This window comes from Rubrivivax gelatinosus, from assembly GCF_004340905.1.
In the GTDB taxonomy this organism is placed as follows: domain Bacteria; phylum Pseudomonadota; class Gammaproteobacteria; order Burkholderiales; family Burkholderiaceae_C; genus Rubrivivax; species Rubrivivax gelatinosus.
On sequence record NZ_SLXD01000002.1, the window covers coordinates 317,219 to 334,560 of the forward strand.

At 72.4% G+C, this 17,342-nt stretch carries 17 protein-coding genes; 2 read left to right on the forward strand and 15 right to left on the reverse strand.

All coding sequences use genetic code 11. From position 1 onward, the window contains the following. Positions 1-4 precede the first annotated feature (4 nt). From bamB to EV684_RS04690, 11 genes are all read right to left on the reverse strand, one after another. Complete coding sequence (gene bamB, locus EV684_RS04640; RefSeq protein ID WP_132645037.1) at positions 5-1,114, reverse strand: outer membrane protein assembly factor BamB; 1,110 nt, start codon at positions 1,112-1,114, stop codon at positions 5-7. After that, positions 1,111-1,788, reverse strand: a complete 678-nt coding sequence (locus tag EV684_RS04645; protein WP_132645038.1) for a YfgM family protein — start codon at positions 1,786-1,788, stop codon at positions 1,111-1,113. Before EV684_RS04645 ends, bamB begins: the two co-directional genes overlap by 4 nt. Positions 1,789-1,816: 28 nt before the next feature. Next, the gene (hisS, locus tag EV684_RS04650) at positions 1,817-3,091 is read right to left on the reverse strand and encodes a histidine--tRNA ligase (protein ID WP_132645039.1); all 1,275 of its coding nucleotides are present in this window, start codon (positions 3,089-3,091) and stop codon (positions 1,817-1,819) included. Positions 3,092-3,139: 48 nt separating this feature from the next. Further along, positions 3,140-4,417: a flavodoxin-dependent (E)-4-hydroxy-3-methylbut-2-enyl-diphosphate synthase gene (ispG, locus tag EV684_RS04655; protein ID WP_132645040.1), complete on the reverse strand. Its 1,278-nt coding sequence runs from the start codon at positions 4,415-4,417 to the stop codon at positions 3,140-3,142. A 28-nt stretch (positions 4,418-4,445) separates the two neighbouring features. Continuing rightward, positions 4,446-5,378 (reverse strand): helix-turn-helix domain-containing protein, encoded by a 933-nt coding sequence (locus EV684_RS04660; protein ID WP_243651041.1) that lies wholly within the window; start codon positions 5,376-5,378, stop codon positions 4,446-4,448. A gap of 4 nt (positions 5,379-5,382) precedes the next feature. Further along, entirely contained in the window at positions 5,383-6,180 is a 798-nt protein-coding gene (gene pilW / locus EV684_RS04665; protein ID WP_132645042.1) for a type IV pilus biogenesis/stability protein PilW, read from the reverse strand. Then, on the reverse strand, positions 6,180-7,298 hold the full coding sequence (gene rlmN / locus EV684_RS04670; RefSeq protein ID WP_132645043.1) for a 23S rRNA (adenine(2503)-C(2))-methyltransferase RlmN: 1,119 nt from the start codon (positions 7,296-7,298) through the stop codon (positions 6,180-6,182). The genes pilW and rlmN overlap by 1 nt, the downstream gene beginning before the upstream one ends. Before the next feature lie 6 nt (positions 7,299-7,304). Then, positions 7,305-7,730 (reverse strand): nucleoside-diphosphate kinase, encoded by a 426-nt coding sequence (gene ndk / locus EV684_RS04675; RefSeq protein WP_132645044.1) that lies wholly within the window; start codon positions 7,728-7,730, stop codon positions 7,305-7,307. A gap of 85 nt (positions 7,731-7,815) precedes the next feature. Next, positions 7,816-9,816 (reverse strand): pseudouridine synthase, encoded by a 2,001-nt coding sequence (locus tag EV684_RS04680; protein WP_132645045.1) that lies wholly within the window; start codon positions 9,814-9,816, stop codon positions 7,816-7,818. Between the two features lie 13 nt (positions 9,817-9,829). After that, positions 9,830-10,528 (reverse strand): SMC-Scp complex subunit ScpB, encoded by a 699-nt coding sequence (gene scpB, locus EV684_RS04685; protein ID WP_132645046.1) that lies wholly within the window; start codon positions 10,526-10,528, stop codon positions 9,830-9,832. A 129-nt stretch (positions 10,529-10,657) separates the two neighbouring features. Further along, positions 10,658-11,611, reverse strand: coding sequence for an RluA family pseudouridine synthase (locus tag EV684_RS04690; protein ID WP_132645212.1), 954 nt, complete (start codon positions 11,609-11,611; stop codon positions 10,658-10,660). 85 nt (positions 11,612-11,696) lie between these two features. Between EV684_RS04690 and EV684_RS04695 the strand changes: the two genes are divergently transcribed. Next, complete coding sequence (locus tag EV684_RS04695) at positions 11,697-12,515, forward strand: outer membrane protein assembly factor BamD (RefSeq protein ID WP_165908398.1); 819 nt, start codon at positions 11,697-11,699, stop codon at positions 12,513-12,515. Between the two features lie 56 nt (positions 12,516-12,571). On the opposite strand, the gene EV684_RS04700 is transcribed toward EV684_RS04695, so the two are convergent. After that, positions 12,572-14,542 (reverse strand): ATP-dependent DNA helicase, encoded by a 1,971-nt coding sequence (locus tag EV684_RS04700; RefSeq protein WP_132645048.1) that lies wholly within the window; start codon positions 14,540-14,542, stop codon positions 12,572-12,574. Then, positions 14,539-14,742: a YdcH family protein gene (locus tag EV684_RS04705; RefSeq protein WP_132645049.1), complete on the reverse strand. Its 204-nt coding sequence runs from the start codon at positions 14,740-14,742 to the stop codon at positions 14,539-14,541. The genes EV684_RS04700 and EV684_RS04705 overlap by 4 nt, the downstream gene beginning before the upstream one ends. A gap of 44 nt (positions 14,743-14,786) precedes the next feature. On the opposite strand from EV684_RS04705, the gene EV684_RS04710 reads away from it, so the two are divergent. Beyond that, a complete protein-coding gene (locus tag EV684_RS04710; RefSeq protein WP_132645050.1) occupies positions 14,787-15,563 on the forward strand; it encodes a PP2C family protein-serine/threonine phosphatase in 777 nt (258 codons plus the stop codon). A gap of 15 nt (positions 15,564-15,578) precedes the next feature. On the opposite strand, the gene EV684_RS04715 is transcribed toward EV684_RS04710, so the two are convergent. After that, positions 15,579-16,184, reverse strand: coding sequence for a hypothetical protein (locus tag EV684_RS04715; RefSeq protein ID WP_132645051.1), 606 nt, complete (start codon positions 16,182-16,184; stop codon positions 15,579-15,581). 28 nt (positions 16,185-16,212) lie between these two features. Beyond that, positions 16,213-17,313 carry a cell division protein ZapE gene (zapE, locus tag EV684_RS04720; protein WP_132645052.1) on the reverse strand — a complete coding sequence of 367 codons (1,101 nt, stop codon included), beginning with the start codon at positions 17,311-17,313 and terminating at the stop codon, positions 16,213-16,215. Positions 17,314-17,342: the final 29 nt, after the last annotated feature.

The window sequence follows — 17,342 nt, forward strand, 5'->3', positions numbered from 1 at the left end:
GGCCTCAGTTCGGACGGAAGGCGTACAGGCCGCCCTTGCGGGTGACGACCAGCATCGTCGTGCCGGAAAGCACCGGTGCGGCGACGATCGCAGAGCCGTCGGTCGGCAGGCGCAACTGGGTCTCGCCGGTGGCGGCGGACAGGAAGTGCACGTAGCCCTCGTAGTCGCCGAAGACCACGCTCGGGCCCAGCGCCAGCGGGGCACTCAGGCCGCGGTAGAGCAGGCGCTCGTTGGTCCAGAGCACCTCGCCGCTGTCGGCACGCCAGGCGCTGACGCGGCCGGTGCCGTCGGCGCCGAAGATCGCCGTGTCGTTGCCGCCGACCGGCTGCACGCCACCGACGTTGCGCGACCACAGCAGCGTGCCCTTGGAGGCGTCGACGCAGGCCACGGCCGACTGGAACGAGCGTGCGCAGAACTTGTCGCCCAGGCGCAGCGCCGGCCCCAGCAGGTCGGCCAGACGCTCGACCTCGTTCGTGCCGCGCGGCGAGGCCATCGCGACTTCCCATTGCACGGTGCCGCGCAGCGAGTCGACGCCGGTGAGCCGCGGGCCCTGGCCGACGAGCAGCGTGTCCTTGAACGCGGCGACGACCCCGGGCTGCGACAGCGTCAGCGCGTCGCTGGGCCGCTGCAGGCGCCACAGCAGGCGACCATCGAGCACGTCGAAGGCCTGCACGGCACGGTCCACGCCCGTCACGAAGACCCGCTCGCCGGCGACCAGCGGCGCGGTGACCACGCGCGACGACAGGCGCTTGCGCCAGAGCTCGCGGTCGCCCTCGACGACGACGAGCTCGTTGCCGGTGGTCACGACCGCATCGAAGCGGCCGTCGCTGCCCAGCCCGGCCGAGATCTTGCCGGCGACCCGGGCGCGCGAGACCTCCTTGCCGCTCTGCCCGTCGAGCACGAGGATGGTGCCGTCGCTGCCGGCGACGCGGAACTTGTCGTCCCGCACGACGACGGCAAGCGGGAACTCGACGCTGTCCAGGCGCGCACGCCAGACCTCGCGGCCGGCGATCGTCGGCTTGACGTTCTCCAGCGCCATCGGCTTGGGCTTGCTCGAACCGCAGCCGGCCACAACGGCGGCGACGGCGAGCGCGAAGAGGACGCGGCGCTTCACGACGCGGCTCCGGAGGCGGCGGGCGCAGCCGGCGCCGGCGTCGCACCCATCGCGGTGAGCTTGGCCTCGATCAGGCGCTTGTAGTCCACCGTATCGGCCATGGCCTTGTAGGCGGCCTCGTAGGCGGCACGCGCCTCGTCGTTTCGCCCGGCGGCGGCGAGCACGTCGCCGCGGCGGTCGGCCACCAGGGCCTCGAAGCCGGCGGCCTTGGCGCCGTCGAGCTGCGCCAGCGCCTGGTCGAACTGCTTGGCGGCCGACAGCACGGCCGCCAGGCGCAGGCGCGCGATCGTGCGGTACTCGTCCTCGGCGGCGTTGTCGGCCACCCAGGCCAGCGTCGCCTTGGCGGCGTCGACCTGGCCCTTCTCGAACTGCACCTTCGCGGCCGCCAGGCCGCCCTGCTCAGCGTAGGCGGTGCCGGCGTAGCGGTCCTTCAGGTCGGCGAAGATGCGCCCGCTCTTGTCGGCGTCACCGGCCGCGGCCGCGCGGTCGAGCTCGTCGTACATCGCGCTGGCCTTCAAGGCCTGGTCGCGCTGCCAGTAGTTCCAGCCGTTCCAGCCGGCATAGGCGGCGAGCGCGGCGATCAGCAACCAGGTGAGGAGGTTGCCGTACCGCTTCCAGAACGCCTTGAGGGCGTCGATCTGTTCCTGCTCCTGCAGGTCGAGTTGTGTGGCCATGTCGGTGAAGCGGACGAAAAACGGTCGATTATGCGGGGAGCAGCTCGGCTGCCCAGGCGGCGGGGTCGGTGATCGGGCGCGTCGTCTGCGCCGCGGCGCTCTCGCGCAGCGGCTTGACGGCGACTTCGCCGCGCGCGAGCTCGTCGCCGCCGAAGATCAGCGCGTGGCGCGCGCCGCTGGCGTCGGCCTTCTTGAACTGCGACTTCATGCTGCCGCCGCCGACGTGCAGCTGCACCGCGACGCCGGCCGCACGCAGCGCCTCGACGACACGCACCGCCTGCGGCAGCGCGCTGCCGTCGGGCACGATGGCGTAGGCGTCGGGCACCGGCGCCGGCGGCGCGACGCCCAGCTGCTGCACCAGGTCGAGCACACGCTCGATGCCCATGCCCCAGCCGATGCCGGGCGCCGGCTTGCCGCCGACCAGCTCGACGAGACCGTCGTAGCGCCCGCCGCCGCAGATCGTGCCCTGGGCGCCGAGCTTGTCGGTCACCCACTCGAACACGGTCAGGTTGTAGTAGTCCATGCCGCGCACCAGGCGCGGGTTGACGCGGTAGGGCTGGCCCGCGGCGTCAAGCATGGCCTTCAGCGCATCGAAATGCTTCAGCGAGGCTTCGCCGAGGTAGTCGATGAGCTGCGGCGCGGCCTCGACCATCGCCTGCATCGCCGGGTTCTTGGTGTCCAGGATTCGCAGCGGGTTGCTGTGCAGGCGGCGGCGCGCGTCCTCGTCGAGCAGCTCGGCGTGCTGCTCGAAGTGGGCGATCAGCGCCGCGCGGTGCGCCTTGCGCTCCTCGGGCTGGCCCAGGCTGTTGATGTCCAGCCGCACCTCGCCCAGGCCCAGGTCCTTCCACAGCGCGCGGCACATCAGGATGACCTCGGCGTCGACGTCCGGGCCGCCGAAGCCCAGCGCCTCGACGCCCACCTGGTGGAACTGGCGGTAGCGGCCGCGCTGCGGGCGCTCGTGGCGGAACATCGGGCCGATGTAGAACAGCCGCTTGCCACCGTCGTACAGCGCCGAGTGCTCGACGACCGCGCGCACCACGCCGGCCGTGCCCTCGGGGCGCAGCGACAGCGGGTCGCCGTTCATGCTGTCGACGAAGGAGTACATCTCCTTCTCGACGATGTCGGTCACCTCGCCCAGCCCGCGCACGAACAGCGGCGTGTGCTCGACGATCGGCGTGCGCACGTTCTGGTAGGCGTAGCGGCGCATCAGCGCACGCACGGTGTCTTCGAACCACTCCCAGCGCGCCGACTCGGGCGGCAGGATGTCGTTCATGCCTTTGACGGCAACGATCTTCTCGGCCATGGGGAACAGGTTGGTGCGGCGGGCCGGCGGCCCGCCCGGGAACGAGGATCAGGCCGCGGTCGCGGCGGCGCCGAAGCGGCGCTCGATGTAGTCCTCGACGATCTTGTGGAACTCCTGGGCGATGCCCTCGCCGCGCAGCGTCAGCGCCTTCTCGCCGTCGATGAAGACCGGCGCGGCCGGAGCCTCGCCGTTGCCCGGCAGGCTGATGCCGATGTCGGCGTGCTTGCTCTCGCCGGGGCCGTTGACGATGCAGCCCATCACCGCGACCTTCAGGTTCTCGACGCCGGGGTAGCGGCTCTTCCACACCGGCATCTGCGCGCGCAGGAAGTCGTCGATCTGCTTGGCCAGCTCCTGGAAGGTGGTGCTCGTCGTGCGGCCGCAGCCCGGGCAGGCGGTGACGCTGGGGTTGAAGGTGCGCAGGCCCAGCGACTGCAGGATCTCGCCGGCGACGACGACCTCTTGCGTGCGCGCCTCGCCCGGCTGCGGCGTCAGGCTGACGCGGATCGTGTCGCCGATGCCTTCCTGCAGCAGGATGCCGAGCGCGACGCTGGACGCGACCGTGCCCTTGGTCGCCATGCCGGCTTCGGTCAGGCCCAGGTGCAGCGCGTAGTCGCAGCGCAGCGCCAGGCCGCGGTAGACCGAGATCAGGTCCTGCACGCCGCTGACCTTGCAGCTGATGACGATCTGGTCGGGGTTCAGGCCGAGCTCGCGCGCGGCCGTGGCCGAGCTCAGCGCCGACTGCACCAGGGCCTCGTACATCACCTGCTTGCCGTCCAGCGGCTGGGCGCGGCGGGCGTTCTCGTCCATCATCGCCGCGAGCAGTTCCTGGTCCAGGCTGCCCCAGTTGACGCCGATGCGCACCACCTTGTCCCAGCGGCAGGCGGCCTCGACCATCATCGCGAACTGGCGGTCGCGCTTGTCGCCCTTGCCGACGTTGCCCGGGTTGATGCGGTACTTGGACAGCGCCTGGGCCATCGCCGGGTACTCGGTGAGCAGGCGGTGGCCGTTGTAGTGGAAGTCGCCGACCAGCGGCACGTCGATGCCCATGCGGTCGAGCTGCTCGCGGATGTGCGGCACGGCCTCGGCGGCTTCGGGCGTGTTGACGGTGATGCGCACCAGTTCGGAGCCGGCCAGCGCCAGCTCCTTGACCTGGATGGCGGTGCCGATCACGTCGGTCGTGTCGGTGTTGGTCATCGACTGCAGGCGCACCGGTGCGTCGCCGCCGATCGTGACGACCCGGTTCCCCCAGACGGCACGGGCCTGGCGCGAGCGGCGCGCCAGCGGTGCGGCGGACGGGATGGTGGCGGGCGTTTGCGGAGCGTTCATCGAAACCTCACTGCTATGGCGGCTGCGCTCACTGCAGCTCGACACGGGCGACGGCGTTGCGCGTCAGCGGCGCCAGGTCGACCGGCTTGCCGCGAAAGGACAGGTGCGTCCCGGGTGCGTTGCCGATTTTCAGCCGGATCGGCAGCCGGCCCTCGAAGCCGGCAGTCTCGCCGGCATTCAACAGGCGCGAAAACAGGACCTGCCCCTGGCCGTCGTAGGCCTCGATCCACGAGGCCTGCTCGGCGCGCAGTTGCACCAGGCTGGCCGCGACCGGCACCGACGCCGCCGGTTCGGCCGCCCGCTGCTCGCGCACGGCGTCCATCGCCGCACGCACCGATGTCGACGCGGCCGCGGCCGCGAGCAGCACGGGCGGCACGACCACGGCGGACGCGACCGGGGCGGCCGGCTGGGCAGCCGATGCCGGCGACGGCAGCACATCGGCCAGCGTCGCCTCCGACGGCGGCGGGGCGGGCACGCTCACCGGCTGCGACGCGGCCAGCGACTCCGACGTGGCCAGCGACTCCGTCGCGGCCGGCTCGGCAGGCTGCAGAGCCCCGCTGGGCAGGAAGTAGACGACAGCGGCCGCCACCAGCAGCGCGCCGCCGGCCCAGGCCATCGGCTTGACGGCACCCAGGTTCACGTTCGGCAGTTCGGGGCCGGAGCGTTCGCGAAACGGGGTGTTCAGGTTGCCGACGACGTGGTCCAGCGCGGAGCCGTCGGTCTGCGGCAGCAGCGCCAGGACCGGCTGCGGGTCGGTGCGCAGCGCGCGGCAGACCGCCTGCGCCAGCGCGCGGATGAAGGCCGCGTCGAGCAACTGGTCGTAGCGGTCGGCCTCCAGCGCCTCGAGTTTGGCCACCGGCACCTTGATCGAGGCCGCCAGCGCCGCGATGTGCAGGCCCTGCTTCTCGCGCGCGGCGCGCAGCAGCGCGCCAGCCGTCGTGCCCGCGGGCGGGGGCGTCACGGAATCATTCATCGAACCGGCCTTGCTCGAACAGGGCAGCCTCGGGCGATTGGGGGAAGCGGTCGCGCAGCTGGCGGCCGAACTCGTGGGCGCCCGCCGGGTTGCCCAGGCGGCGCTCGATGCGTGCGGCCAGCCACAGCGTGGCCGCGCTGGACTGCTCGCTCACCGAGTTGACGCGCTGGATGTAGAAGCGAGCCCGCTCGTGGGATCCGCGGTGATACAGCGCATCGGCGAGGTTGTAGGACGTCGCCGGGTTGGCCGGGTCGAGCTGGAAGCTGCGGTACAAGGCGGCTTCGGCATCGGCCCAGCGCCCTTCGCGCGCGTCGCAGACACCCTTGGCGAGCAGCGTGCGGGCACCGTTGCGGTACTGCGGCTGCGCCAGCGCGGTGTCGAACTCGCGGTCGGCGTCGGCGTAGCGGCGCTGCTGGCAGAGGAACCAGCCGTAGTTGTGGCGCATGTCGCCGTCGCGCGGCGCCAGCGACAGCGCGCGCTGGAAACTCTCCTCGGCGGGCCGGTTCTCGCCCAGCGCGGCGTAGATCAGGCCGCGCAGGCCCAGCGCCTCGGGCATGTCGGGCCGCGCGGCCAGCGCCAGCTTGACCTCGTCGAGCGCGGTGGAGGTCTGGCCACGCGTGAAGTACGCGGAGGCAAGCTCCAGCCGCACCTTGGCTCGGCGCTCGGCGTCGCCGGGGTCGTTGCTCGGGCGCGTGTCGCGCGAGCCGCCGGCCGGCGGCTCGGTGACGCAGCCCGACAGCAGCGCAGCCGCGCAGCCGGTCGCGACCAGCAGGGCGAGCAGGCGCCGCATCACCGCGGGGTCTCCGCCGCGGCGATGGGGATCGTGCGCCGGCGTTCCAGCAGGCGTTCGCGCGCCCGGGTGCGGTCCTGCACCTCGCCGGCCAGCTGGCCGCAGGCGGCGTCGATGTCGTCGCCGCGCACCTTGCGGATCGTCGTCACGATGCCCGCGTCCTGGAGCACCTTGGCGAATGCCGTCACGCGTTCGCGCGGCGAGCGCTTCAGCCCCGACTCGGGGAAGGGGTTGAAGGGAATCAGGTTGAACTTGCACGGCACGCGACGGCGGCGGACAAGGTGGATGAGCGCCTGCGCCTGTTCGGGGGCGTCGTTGACGCCGTCGAGCATGCAGTACTCGAAGGTGATGAAGTCGCGCGGCGCGGCTTCGACGTAGCGCAGGCAGGCGTCGAGCAGCGCCTCGATGCCGTCCTTGCGGTTGATCGGCACGAGCATGTCGCGCAGCGCGTCGTCGGGCGCGTGCAGCGAGACGGCCAGCGCCACCGGGCAGTCCTCGCGCAGGCGGTCGATCATCGCCACCATGCCCGAGGTCGAGACCGTCACGCGGCGGCGCGACAGGCCGTAGCCATGGTCGTCGAGCATCACGCGCAGCGCCGGCACGACGGCCGTGTAGTTCTGCAGCGGCTCGCCCATGCCCATCATCACGACGTTGTCGATGACCCGCTCACCGCCGGGCCCGCGCAGGCGGTGCTCGGCGTAGCGCAGCTGGGCGATGATCTCGCCGGTGGAGAGGTTGCGGCTGAAGCCCTGGTGCCCGGTCGAGCAGAAGCGGCAGCCGACCGCGCAGCCGGCCTGCGAGGACACGCACAGCGTGCCGCGGTCGTCCTCGGGGATGTAGACGGTCTCGACGGCGTTGCCGCCGCCGACGTCGAACAGCCACTTCGTCGTGCCGTCGGCCGAGACGTGCTCGCTGATGACCGGCAGCGACTCGACGACCGCCGCGCCGGCCAGCTTGCCGCGCAGCGACTTGGCGAGGTCGGACATCTTGTCGAAGTCCGACTCGCCTTTCTGGTGGATCCAGCGGAACAGCTGGACGGCGCGGAAGCGCTTCTCGCCCAGGCTGTCGCAGAAGGCCGCCAGCCCCTCGAGGTCGAAGTCGAGAAGATTGACGGCCATACCGGCTCAGCGGCTGTAGACGGCCATCGCCGGGAAGAAGAACGCGACCTCGACGGCCGCCGTTTCCGGGGCGTCGGAGCCGTGCACGGCGTTGGCGTCGATGCTGTCGGCGAAGTCGGCGCGGATCGTGCCCTTGTCGGCCTTCTTCGGGTCGGTGGCGCCCATCAGCTCGCGGTTCTTGGCGATCGCGCCTTCACCTTCGAGCACCTGGATCATCACCGGGCCCGAGATCATGAAGCTGACGAGGTCGTTGAAGAACGGACGCGCCTTGTGCACGGCGTAGAAGGCCTCGGCCTCGGCACGCGACAGGTGCGCCATGCGCGCGGCGGCGATCTTCAGGCCGGCGCCTTCAAAACGGGCGTAGATCTGGCCGATGACGTTCTTGGCGACGGCGTCAGGCTTGATGATCGAGAGGGTGCGTTCGATGGCCATCTTGAAATATCTCCTTCAATCAAGGACTTGGCAAAGCTTTTGATTCTACCGCGCGACGGTGGCGCGGCTTTGACCGAAGGCGCGTTCAGCGCCCGCCACGGCGACCGCCGCCGCCGCCGCCGCCACCACCGCGGCCGCCGCGCGGGCCACCACGGCCGCCGCCGCCGCTGGACTTGCGCAGGAACGCGTCGCCGCCGATGTAGCCCACCGAGGTCTGCATCGGGTCGGGCTGGCCGCCGGCGGCGCCCTTCTTCGGGCCCCGCGCGCCACGGCCACCGGCCAGCGGCTTGGGCTTCTGAACGAAGCGTTTGTCGTAGGTCTGCTGCAACGGGTTGGGGATCGGGCCGTCCTCGCCCAGGTCGCGCACCGGACGGTCACGCTGCAGGCCGCGCTTGTCGTAGGTCTGCTGAAGCGGGTTCGGGATCGGGCCGTCCTCGGGAATCTCGCGCCGGCGCTGGCGCTCCTGCTGGATCGCACGTTTGTCGAAGGTCTGCTGCAGCGGGTTCGGGATCGCCGGGCCCTCGCCGCCTTCTCGGCGCTGGGGCTTGGGACCGCGCGGCGCGCCTTCGGGCGCGTTGCCGCCGCGGCCACGCTTGCCGCGTTTGCCCCGGCGGTCACCGCCGGCGTCGCGCGCCTCGCCTTCGGGGCGCTCGCCGACGCCGGTCATGCGGCGCAGCGTGCGCACGTCCTGCTCGCTCAGGTCGACCCAGACGCCGCGCTTGAGCCCCTTGGGCAGCACGACCGAGCCGTAGCGGATGCGGATCAGCCGGCTCACCGCGTGGCCGACGGCGTCGAAGAGCTTGCGCACCTCGCGGTTGCGGCCTTCGGTGATGACGCAGCGGTACCACTGGTTGGCGCCTTCGCCACCGCCGTTCTCGATGCTCTTGAACGCGCAGCGCTGGCCGTCGATCTCGACACCTTCGAGCAGCTTCTGGCGCGCGGCGTCGTCCAGGCCGCCGAGCGAACGCACGGCGTACTCGCGCTCGATGCCGAAGCGCGGGTGCATCAGCTGATTGGCCAGCTCGCCGGAGTTGGTGAACAGCAGCAGGCCTTCGGTGTTGATGTCCAGGCGGCCGACCGACTGCCACTTGCCCTGGTGCAGCCGGGGCAGACGACGGAACACCGTCGGCCGCTGCTGCGGGTCGTCGTGGGTGACGACCTCGCCGGCCGGCTTGTGGTAGGCGATGACGCGCGTCGGCGGCGGCGCGATGCGGTAGCGCACCGGCTTGCCGCCGACGGCGATGCGGTCGCCCGCGGCGATGCGCTGGCCGATGTGCGCCGGCTCGCCGTTCACGGTGATGCGCCCTTCCAGGATCATCTGCTCCATGTCGCGGCGCGAACCGATGCCGGCCTGCGCCAGCACCTTGTGCAGCTTGGGCGCGTCGGGCTCGGGCGCGAGCACGCGCTTGGCCGGCAGCGGCGGCGCCTCTTCGCCGGCTTCGGCGTCCCAGATGCCCGACAGCACGCTGGCGAAGACCTCGCCGACGTCGGCCGGCGGCAGCTGCGGCGCCGGCGCGGCCTCGGCGGCCTCGTCGTCGCCGGGGGCGTCTTCGCCTTCGGCGGCCGGGGCGGCGGCGTCGTGCGGGGCACGCTCGCCGCGTTCGCCGCCTCGGCGGCCACGGCGGCGGTTGCGGCCGCGGCGCGGTGCATCAGCTTCGGCGCCGGCTTCGGCGGGTGCGGCATCGGCGCCCTCGCCCGCGGGCTCGGCGGTGGCTTCGGGCGCGGCCTGGGCCTCGACGGAGGCCTCGGCGACGACCGGCGTCGGCGCCGGTTCGGGCGCACGCTCGGCGGCGGCGGCCGGCAGCGAATCGACAGCCGCAGGCTCGACGGCCGGCGTCTCGGCCGCGGCGTCCTTCTTCGTCGTGCGGCGGCGGCGCGGCTTGGGCTCGGCGGCCGCCTGCGCCGCGGGTTCGGCCGCAGGCGCGTCGGGCGCCTCGGGCTGCGCGGCTTCGGCCGCTGGCGTCGCCTCGGCGGCGGGCGCCTCGGCCTTCTTGCGCGGCGCGCGCCGCTTCTTCGGCGCGGCCTCTTCAGCGGCAGGCGCGGCGGCGATCGGGTCCGGCGTGGATTCGGCGTCGTTCGAGCTCATGCGATCTCGTCGTTCAGGATTGGGTGTCGGGGCCGGACACGCCCTGGGGCTGTCCGGTGATGGGGGCAGGCGCGTCGGCGCCCGGTGTCTCGGTGGCGGCGGCCGCCACGGCATCGGCTTCGTCCAGCGGCAGCCGGGCCTGGCCGTCGCCGAGCAGCGAGGGCTGGTCTTCCAGCGCCTCGAGCATCGCCGTCGGCGCCTCGCCGCCGTCCAGCGGCGGCAGCTGATCCAGGCTCTTCAGGCCCAGGTCGTCGAGGAACTGGCGCGTCGTCGCGTACAGCGCCGGACGCCCGGGGGCCTCGCGGTAGCCGATCACTTCGACCCAGCCGCGGTCTTCGAGCTGCTTGACGATCTGGCTGCTGACGGTGACGCCGCGGATGTCCTCGATGTCGCCGCGCGTCACCGGCTGGCGGTAGGCGACGATGGCCAGCGTCTCCAGCGCCGCACGCGAGTACTTCGGCGGCTTCTCGGGGTTCAGCCGGTCGAGGTAGTCGCGCATCTCCGGCCGGCTCTGGAAACGCCAGCCCGAGGCCAGCGCGACGAGCTCGACACCACGCCCGTTCCAGTCGGACGCCAGCTCGTCGAGCAGCGTGCGCAGCGTGTCGGCGCCGACCTGGTCGTCGAAGAGCACGCGCATCTCGCGCAGCGGCAGGGGCCGGTCCGCGCAGATGAGCGCCGTCTCGAGGACGCGCTTGGCCTCCGATGTGTTCATTCGCCTGAACTCAGGGAGCCTGCGGGCGGCAGGCGGGGTCGTCGTTGGGTCGGGCCGGCGCGTGGGCCGGGGCGAGGAGTCGCCGTAGGTCGGGATCGCGCGGCAGCGGCCAGCAGCGCCCGGACATTGTCAATCGAGCGGGATTGTAACCCCAGCAATGGCCCGCCATGCGGTCGAGAAATCGTCAGGCGGCGGACAGCCGAAGGACAAGGGCGCGCGCGTGACCGGATGCTCGAGTTCCAGCCTCACCGCGTGCAGCGCCTGGCGCGCCATGCCCAGCGCCGGACGGCCGCCGTAGACCGCGTCGGCCACCAGCGCATGGCCGCGCGAGGCCAGGTGCACGCGGATCTGGTGCGTGCGCCCGGTGTGCAGCGTGCAGCGCAGCGCGCTCACGCCCTCGTGCTGCGCCAGGCACTCGACGTCGGTGCGCGCCGGCTTGCCCGAGGCGACGACGGCCATGCGCACGCGCGACACCGGGTCGCGGCCGATCGGCGCGTCGATGCGCTGCGAGGCCACCGCACCGTGCGCCAGCGCGAGGTAGCGCCGGTGCACGTCGCGTGCGGCGATGTCGCGCACCAGCGCCGTCACCGCCGGCAGGCTCTTGCCGACCATCATCACGCCCGAGGTGTCCTTGTCCAGACGGTGCACGATGCCGGCGCGCGGCAGCGTCGCGGCCGCCTCGTGGTGCGCCAGCAGGCCGTTGAGCAGCGTGCCCGACCAGTTGCCCGGCGCCGGGTGCACGACCAGCCCCGCGGGCTTGTCCAGCACCAGCAGGTGCTCGTCCTCGTAGAGGATGGCCAGCGCCATCGGCTGCGGGCGGAAGGCGCGGCTCTCGTCGGTGGGCACCAGCTCGAGCTCGACACGCTGGCCGGCCTTGACCCGCCGCGACGCGGTGGCCGCGGGCTGGCCGTCCAGGCGCACGTGGCCGAGCTCGATCAGGTGCTGCAGGTGGCTGCGCGAGAACTCGCCGGCGATCGACACCAGCACGCGGTCCAGGCGTTCGCCATGGCGCGCGGTGTCGACGACGTCGCTGCGCGTCTCGACCGCCTCGTCGGTGCCGCCGTCGTCCTCGGCGCCGTCCACCGGGGCCGCCTGGACATCGTGCACGGGCGACGAGGTCGCCTCCCTATAATCGGCCGCTTTTGGCACGCTTCCGGCACGCTTTCCGATGACCTTCTCCCAGAGGTGGCGCCTCGCGCCCGTAGCCGTCTCGACGGCCGTGATGGTGACCGCGCTCCTGGCCGGCTGCGGCTCGTCGCCGAAGGACGAGCGCGCCGACGTGGCGGCCGAAAAATTGTATGCGGACGCCAAGGACAGCATGGAGGCCGGCAACAACGACCAGGCCATCAAGTCGCTGTCGCGCGTCGAGGGCCTGGCCGCCGGCACGGTGCTCGCGCAGCAGTCCCAGCTCGATCTGGCCTACCTCTACTGGAAGTCGGGCGAGCGGGCGCAGGCGCTGACGACGATCGAGCGTTTCATCAAGCTCCATCCGTCGAACCCCGCACTGGACTACGCGATGTACCTGCGCGGGCTGATCAACTTCAACGAGGACATGGGCCTGTTCGGCCGCATCGCGCAGCAGGACCTGTCCGAACGCGATCAACGCGCCGCCCGCGACGCCTACCAGTCCTTCAAGCAGCTCGTCGACCAGTTCCCGCAGTCGAAGTACGCGCCCGATTCACGGCAGCGCATGGACTACATCGTCAACTCGCTGGCGGCCTACGAGGTCCACGTCGCGCGCTATTACTTCAGGCGCGGCGCCTACGTCGCGGCAGCCAACCGCGCGCAGCAGGCGGTGACCGAGTTCCAGCGGTCGCCGGCGGCAGAGGAAGGCCTGTTCCTGATGGTGCAGAGCTACGACCGGCTCGAGCTCGCCCAGCTGCGCGACGACGCGCTGCGCGTGCTGCAGCAGAACTACCCTGACAGCCGCTTCCTCGCCGCGGCGACCGGCGAGCCGCAAAGACGCGCCTGGTGGAAGCTGTGGTGAGACACCGGACGGCCGCACGCTGACCGGACAGGCCGCCTTCGGGCGGCCTTCGTTCTTCAGTGCTCGGCGGCGAGTTCGTGCAGCCAGTCCAGCGCCTCGTCCTCGCTGCTGATCCAGCTCATCGGCGGCAGCGCCTCCCGCAGCCGCGCGCCGTAGCCCATCTGGCGCATGCGCGGGTCGCAGACGACGAGCAGGCCGCGGTCGGTCTCGGTGCGGATCAGCCGCCCGGCGCCCTGCTTCAGCGACACCGCGGCCTCGGCGACGAAGTAGGCGTCGAACGGGTCGCGGCCCTCGGCGCGCAGCTGGCGCACGCGGGCCTCGACCAGCGGGTCGTTCGGCGGCGGGAACGGCAGCTTGTCGATCAGCACGCACTGCAGCGCGTCGCCCGGCATGTCGATGCCTTCCCAGAAACTCTGCGAGCCGACGAGCACCGCGCCGCGGCCGTCGCCGAAACGCTGCAGCAGCGCGCGCCGCGGCTGCGTGCCCTGCACCAGGATCTCCAGGGCCTGGCCCTGCCACTCGGCTTCGGTGCGCAGTGCCTCGGCGATCTGCGGCAGCACGCGCAGCGTCGTCGTCAGCACGAAGGTGCGGCCGCCCAGCGCCGCGGCCAGCCGCGCCGCCAGCGAGCCCACCGCGGCCGGATGCGCGGCTTCGTTGGGCTTCGGGAACCGTGTCGGGATCCAGGCCCGCGCGTGGTTCGGGTAGTCGAAGGGGCTGCCCACGCGCAGCGTCGTCGCGTCCTCCAGCCCGGTGGCCGAGGTGAACCAGGCCAGGCCGTCGTCCTCGCCCAGCGTCGCCGAGGTGAAGATCCAGGCGCGTGGCGCCGCCTGGCGCTGCTCGGTCAGCATGTCGCGGATGTCCAGCGGCGACTCGACGAGCCGGGCCTGCAGCGGCGACAGGTCGATCCAGCGCACGCGGCCGTCGGCGGCGTCGTGGGCGAAACGTTCGGCGAGCTCGGCGATCGTGCGCACGCGCTCCTGCAGGCGCACGAAGTCGGGGCCGACGGCCGCGACACCGGCCAGCGCGTCGGCGGCCTGGTCCGCGGCGGCAGCCAGCGCCGCCAGTGGCTCCCGCAAGCGGCCGTCGCGCGCGCGTTCGTCCCAGCGCAGCTTGATGACGCCGCGCACCTCGCGCAGGGCGCCGGCACAGGCCAGGCGCAGCTCGCGCGCGGCCTTCTCCAGCCCGGCCTGCAGCTCGTGCCAGGGCATCAGCCCGCGCGCCTGCGCCAGGCCGGCGGCCAGCAGGTCGCGCCCGACGTCGAGCACCTGCGCCGTGCCCAGCATCGTGCCGAGGAACTGCACGCCGGTCTCGACGAGCTGATGAGCCTCGTCGAAGACCGCCGCGTCGACCGTCGGCAGCAGCTCGGCGACGCCGCTGTCGCGCAGCGCCATGTCGGCGAAGAACAGGTGGTGGTTGACGACGACGAGGTCGGCGGCCATCGCCTCGCGCCGCGCCTGCATCACGTGGCAGTTGCGGTGCTCGGGGCAGTCGGTGCCCAGGCAGTTGTCGCGTGTCGAGGTGACGATCGGGATCACCGGCGAGCGTTCGTCCAGGCCCTCGAGTTCGGCCAGGTCGCCGCTGCGCGTGGCGAGCGCCCAGGTCTCGACCCGGGCCAGCTGGCGCACGGCGAAGCGGTCGGGCAGCTCGGCCGTCGTGCGGGCATGCGCCAGGCGGTGGCGACACAGGTAGCTGGCACGGCCCTTGAGCAGCGCCATGCGCACCGGCACGCCCAGCGCCTGCACCAGGCGCGGCAGGTCGCGCAGGAAGAGCTGGTCCTGCAGGCTCTTGGTCGCGGTGCTGACCAGCGCACGCCGGTCCGACAGCAGCAGCGGCACCAGATACGCGAAGGTCTTGCCGACGCCGGTGCCGGCTTCGGCGACCAGCGTCTCGCGCTCCTCGACGGCGCGGGCGACGGCCAGCGCCAGGCGGTCCTGCTGCTCGCGCGGGATGAAGTTGGCGTCGCAGCGCGCGAGCGCACCGTCGCCCGCGAAGGCCGCGGCGACGCGGTCGGCGAGGTCCTGGCTCACGCGGGTTCGGGCGGTTCGAGCGCGGTTTCCAGCAGCGCGATGCGGTCGCGCAGCGCGAGGCGGCGTTTCTTCAGGCGCCGCAGCACGAGGTCGTCGGCCGGGGTGGCGATGAGGTGGCGGTCGATGAGGTCGTCCAGGTCGGCGTGCTCGATGCGCAGCTCGATGAGAAGCCGTTGCGGCGAATGCAGGTTGGCGTCCATGGCGGCGCACCGGTGGCGGGATGGCCGAGTTTATAGTCGGCCGCATGCCGCCCCCCGCTGCCGCCCGGTCCGCGTTCCGCATCAGCGCCACCACCGCCCTGCACCGGGGTGACCGCGCCTACCAGCAGGACCAGGTGGTCATCGTGCCGCATGCGCGCATCAACGGCTGCGCACTGGCCGTCGTCGCCGACGGCATGGGCGGCAAGAGCGGCGGGCGCAAGGCCGCCGACCAGGTGCAGCTCACCGCGCGCCAGCTCTTCGAACGTTTCGTCCCCAGCGAGGACGCCGCTGCTCAGATGCTGAGCCAGTTGGTGACCGAGTCGCACCTGATGATCAAGCTGACCGCGATCACCGCCGAGGAAGAGCCGCACAGCACGGTGGCCGCCTACCTGGTGCTGCCCGATCTCAGCTGCGAGGTCGTGCACGCCGGCGACTCGCGCGTCTACCACTTCCGCGGCGCCGAGATGCTCTGGCGCACGACCGACCACTCCTTCGTGCAGCGCCTGATCGACGAAGGCAAGCTCACCGAGGAAGCGGCCAACAACCACCCCCAGTCCAACCTGCTGACGGGCTGCCTGGGCACGCACGCCGACCCGCCGGTGGCACTGTGCCGCATCGAGCGGCTCGAGCCCGGCGACACGCTGCTGGCGTGCAGCGACGGCCTGTGGCATTACTTCACGCCCAAGGAACTGGGTGCGATCGTGCATGCGCTGCCGCCGCGCGAGGCCGGCGAGATGCTGGTCAACAAGGCCCGGCAGCGCGCACGCGGTGGCGGCGACAACCTGTCGCTGGCGCTGATGCGCTTCGAGGCGCTGAAGTAGCGCCGCCCGGGGCCGCTACTCCTTCGGGATCTCGGGCCGCGCCGGCAGCGGCGTCGACGGTTTCTTGTCCTTGGCACGGCGCTCGGCCTCGCGCGCGGCGATGCGCGCACGGTCCTCGGCCGCCTGCCGGCGCAGATCCTCGGCGGCCTGGGCGCGACGCTGCGCGCGCGCGGCCTCCTCGCGGGCGCGCTGCGCGCGGTCGAGCGCCGACGGCGTCTGCGGCTGGCGCGCCGGGGCCGACGCCGCCTCGCGGATCACCGGCGCGGGCTGCGCCGGCAGCGGCGGCCGCGCCGCCGCCTCGCGCTGCTTGGCCTCGATCGCATCCAGCCGCGCCGCGGCGCGCCGGCGCCGCTCCTGCTCGTCGAGCACGAGCTCCTGGTGCCGCAGCCGGTCCAGCACCTCACGGCGCTGCGCCTTGGCCTCGTCGACGCAGGCGGTGACGACGAAACGCGTACGGCACTCCGCCTCCTCGGCGGCGTAACGCGACTCGGCCGCGGCGCGTTCGCCGGCGATGCGCATGCGTTCGGTGCGGGCGTCCAGGTCCGCGGAGGCGGGCGACGCCTGTACCGAACAGGCCAGCAGCGGCAGCGCGGCCAGCGCCAGGAAACGGGATCGGTGCATCGTTCGAGTGTGCACGAGCATGAAGACCTCAGGTCAGCGAGGTGTCGACCTCGCGGCGTTCGAGCCCGAGGTACTCGGCCGACTGCATCTCGCGCAGCCGCGAGACGGTGCGCGGGAACTCGTGCGCCAGCGGGCCGTCGGTGTACAGCGCCTCGGGAGGCACCTCGGCCGAGACGAGGAACTTGACGCGCCGGTCGTAGAGCACGTCGACCAGCCAGGTGAAGCGCCGCGCCTCGCTGGCCAGCCGCGGCGGCATGCTGGGCACGTCCGACAGGATCAGCGTGTGAAAGCGCGAGGCCAGCTCCAGATAGTCGTTCTGCGAGCGCGGGCCGCCGCACAGCGTCTTGAAGTCGAACCAGACGACGCCGCCGGCGCGCCGGCGCGCGCGCAGCTCGCGGTGCTCGATGCGCAGCAACGGGTCCTCGTCGCGCGCCTCGGCCAGGCGCTCGAAGGCTTCGGCCAGCGCACGCTCGGCTGCGGCATCGGCCGGGCAGTGGTAGGTGGCGACGTGCTGCAGCGTGCGCTGGCGGTAGTCGATGCCGGCGTCGACGTCGACGACCTCCAGCCGGGCCTTCAGCAGCTCGATGGCCGGCAGGATGCGGTCGCGGTGCAGGCCGTTGGGGTACAGGCCGTCGGGGTGGAAGTTGGACGTCGTGACGATGCTGACGCGGTTGTCGAACAGCGCCTGCAGCAGCCGGTGCAGGATCATCGCGTCGGTGACGTCGGCGACGTGGAACTCGTCGAAGCAGATCAGGCGAAAGCGCCGCGCGATGCGCCGGCCGAGCTCGTCCAGCGGGTCGGCCGTGCCCTTCAGGTCCTGCAGCTCGCGGTGCACCTCGCGCATGAACTCGTGGAAGTGCAGCCGCGTCTTGCGCACCAGCGGCACGGCCTGGAAGAAGCAGTCCATCAGGAAGCTCTTGCCGCGGCCGACGCCGCCGACCATGTAGACGCCGCGCGGGATCGGCGGGCGCACCAGCAGCTTGGTCAGGCGGTTGCCGCGCCGTGCCTTGTAGTCGGCCCACTCGCGCTCGCAGCGCTCGAGCGCGTCGACGGCGCGCAGCTGCGCCGGGTCGGACTGGTAGCCGCGTTCGGCCAGGGTGGCCTCGTACAACGCTCGGACGCCGCTCATCGGTTCGCTGAGATCTGATGGGATAAGAA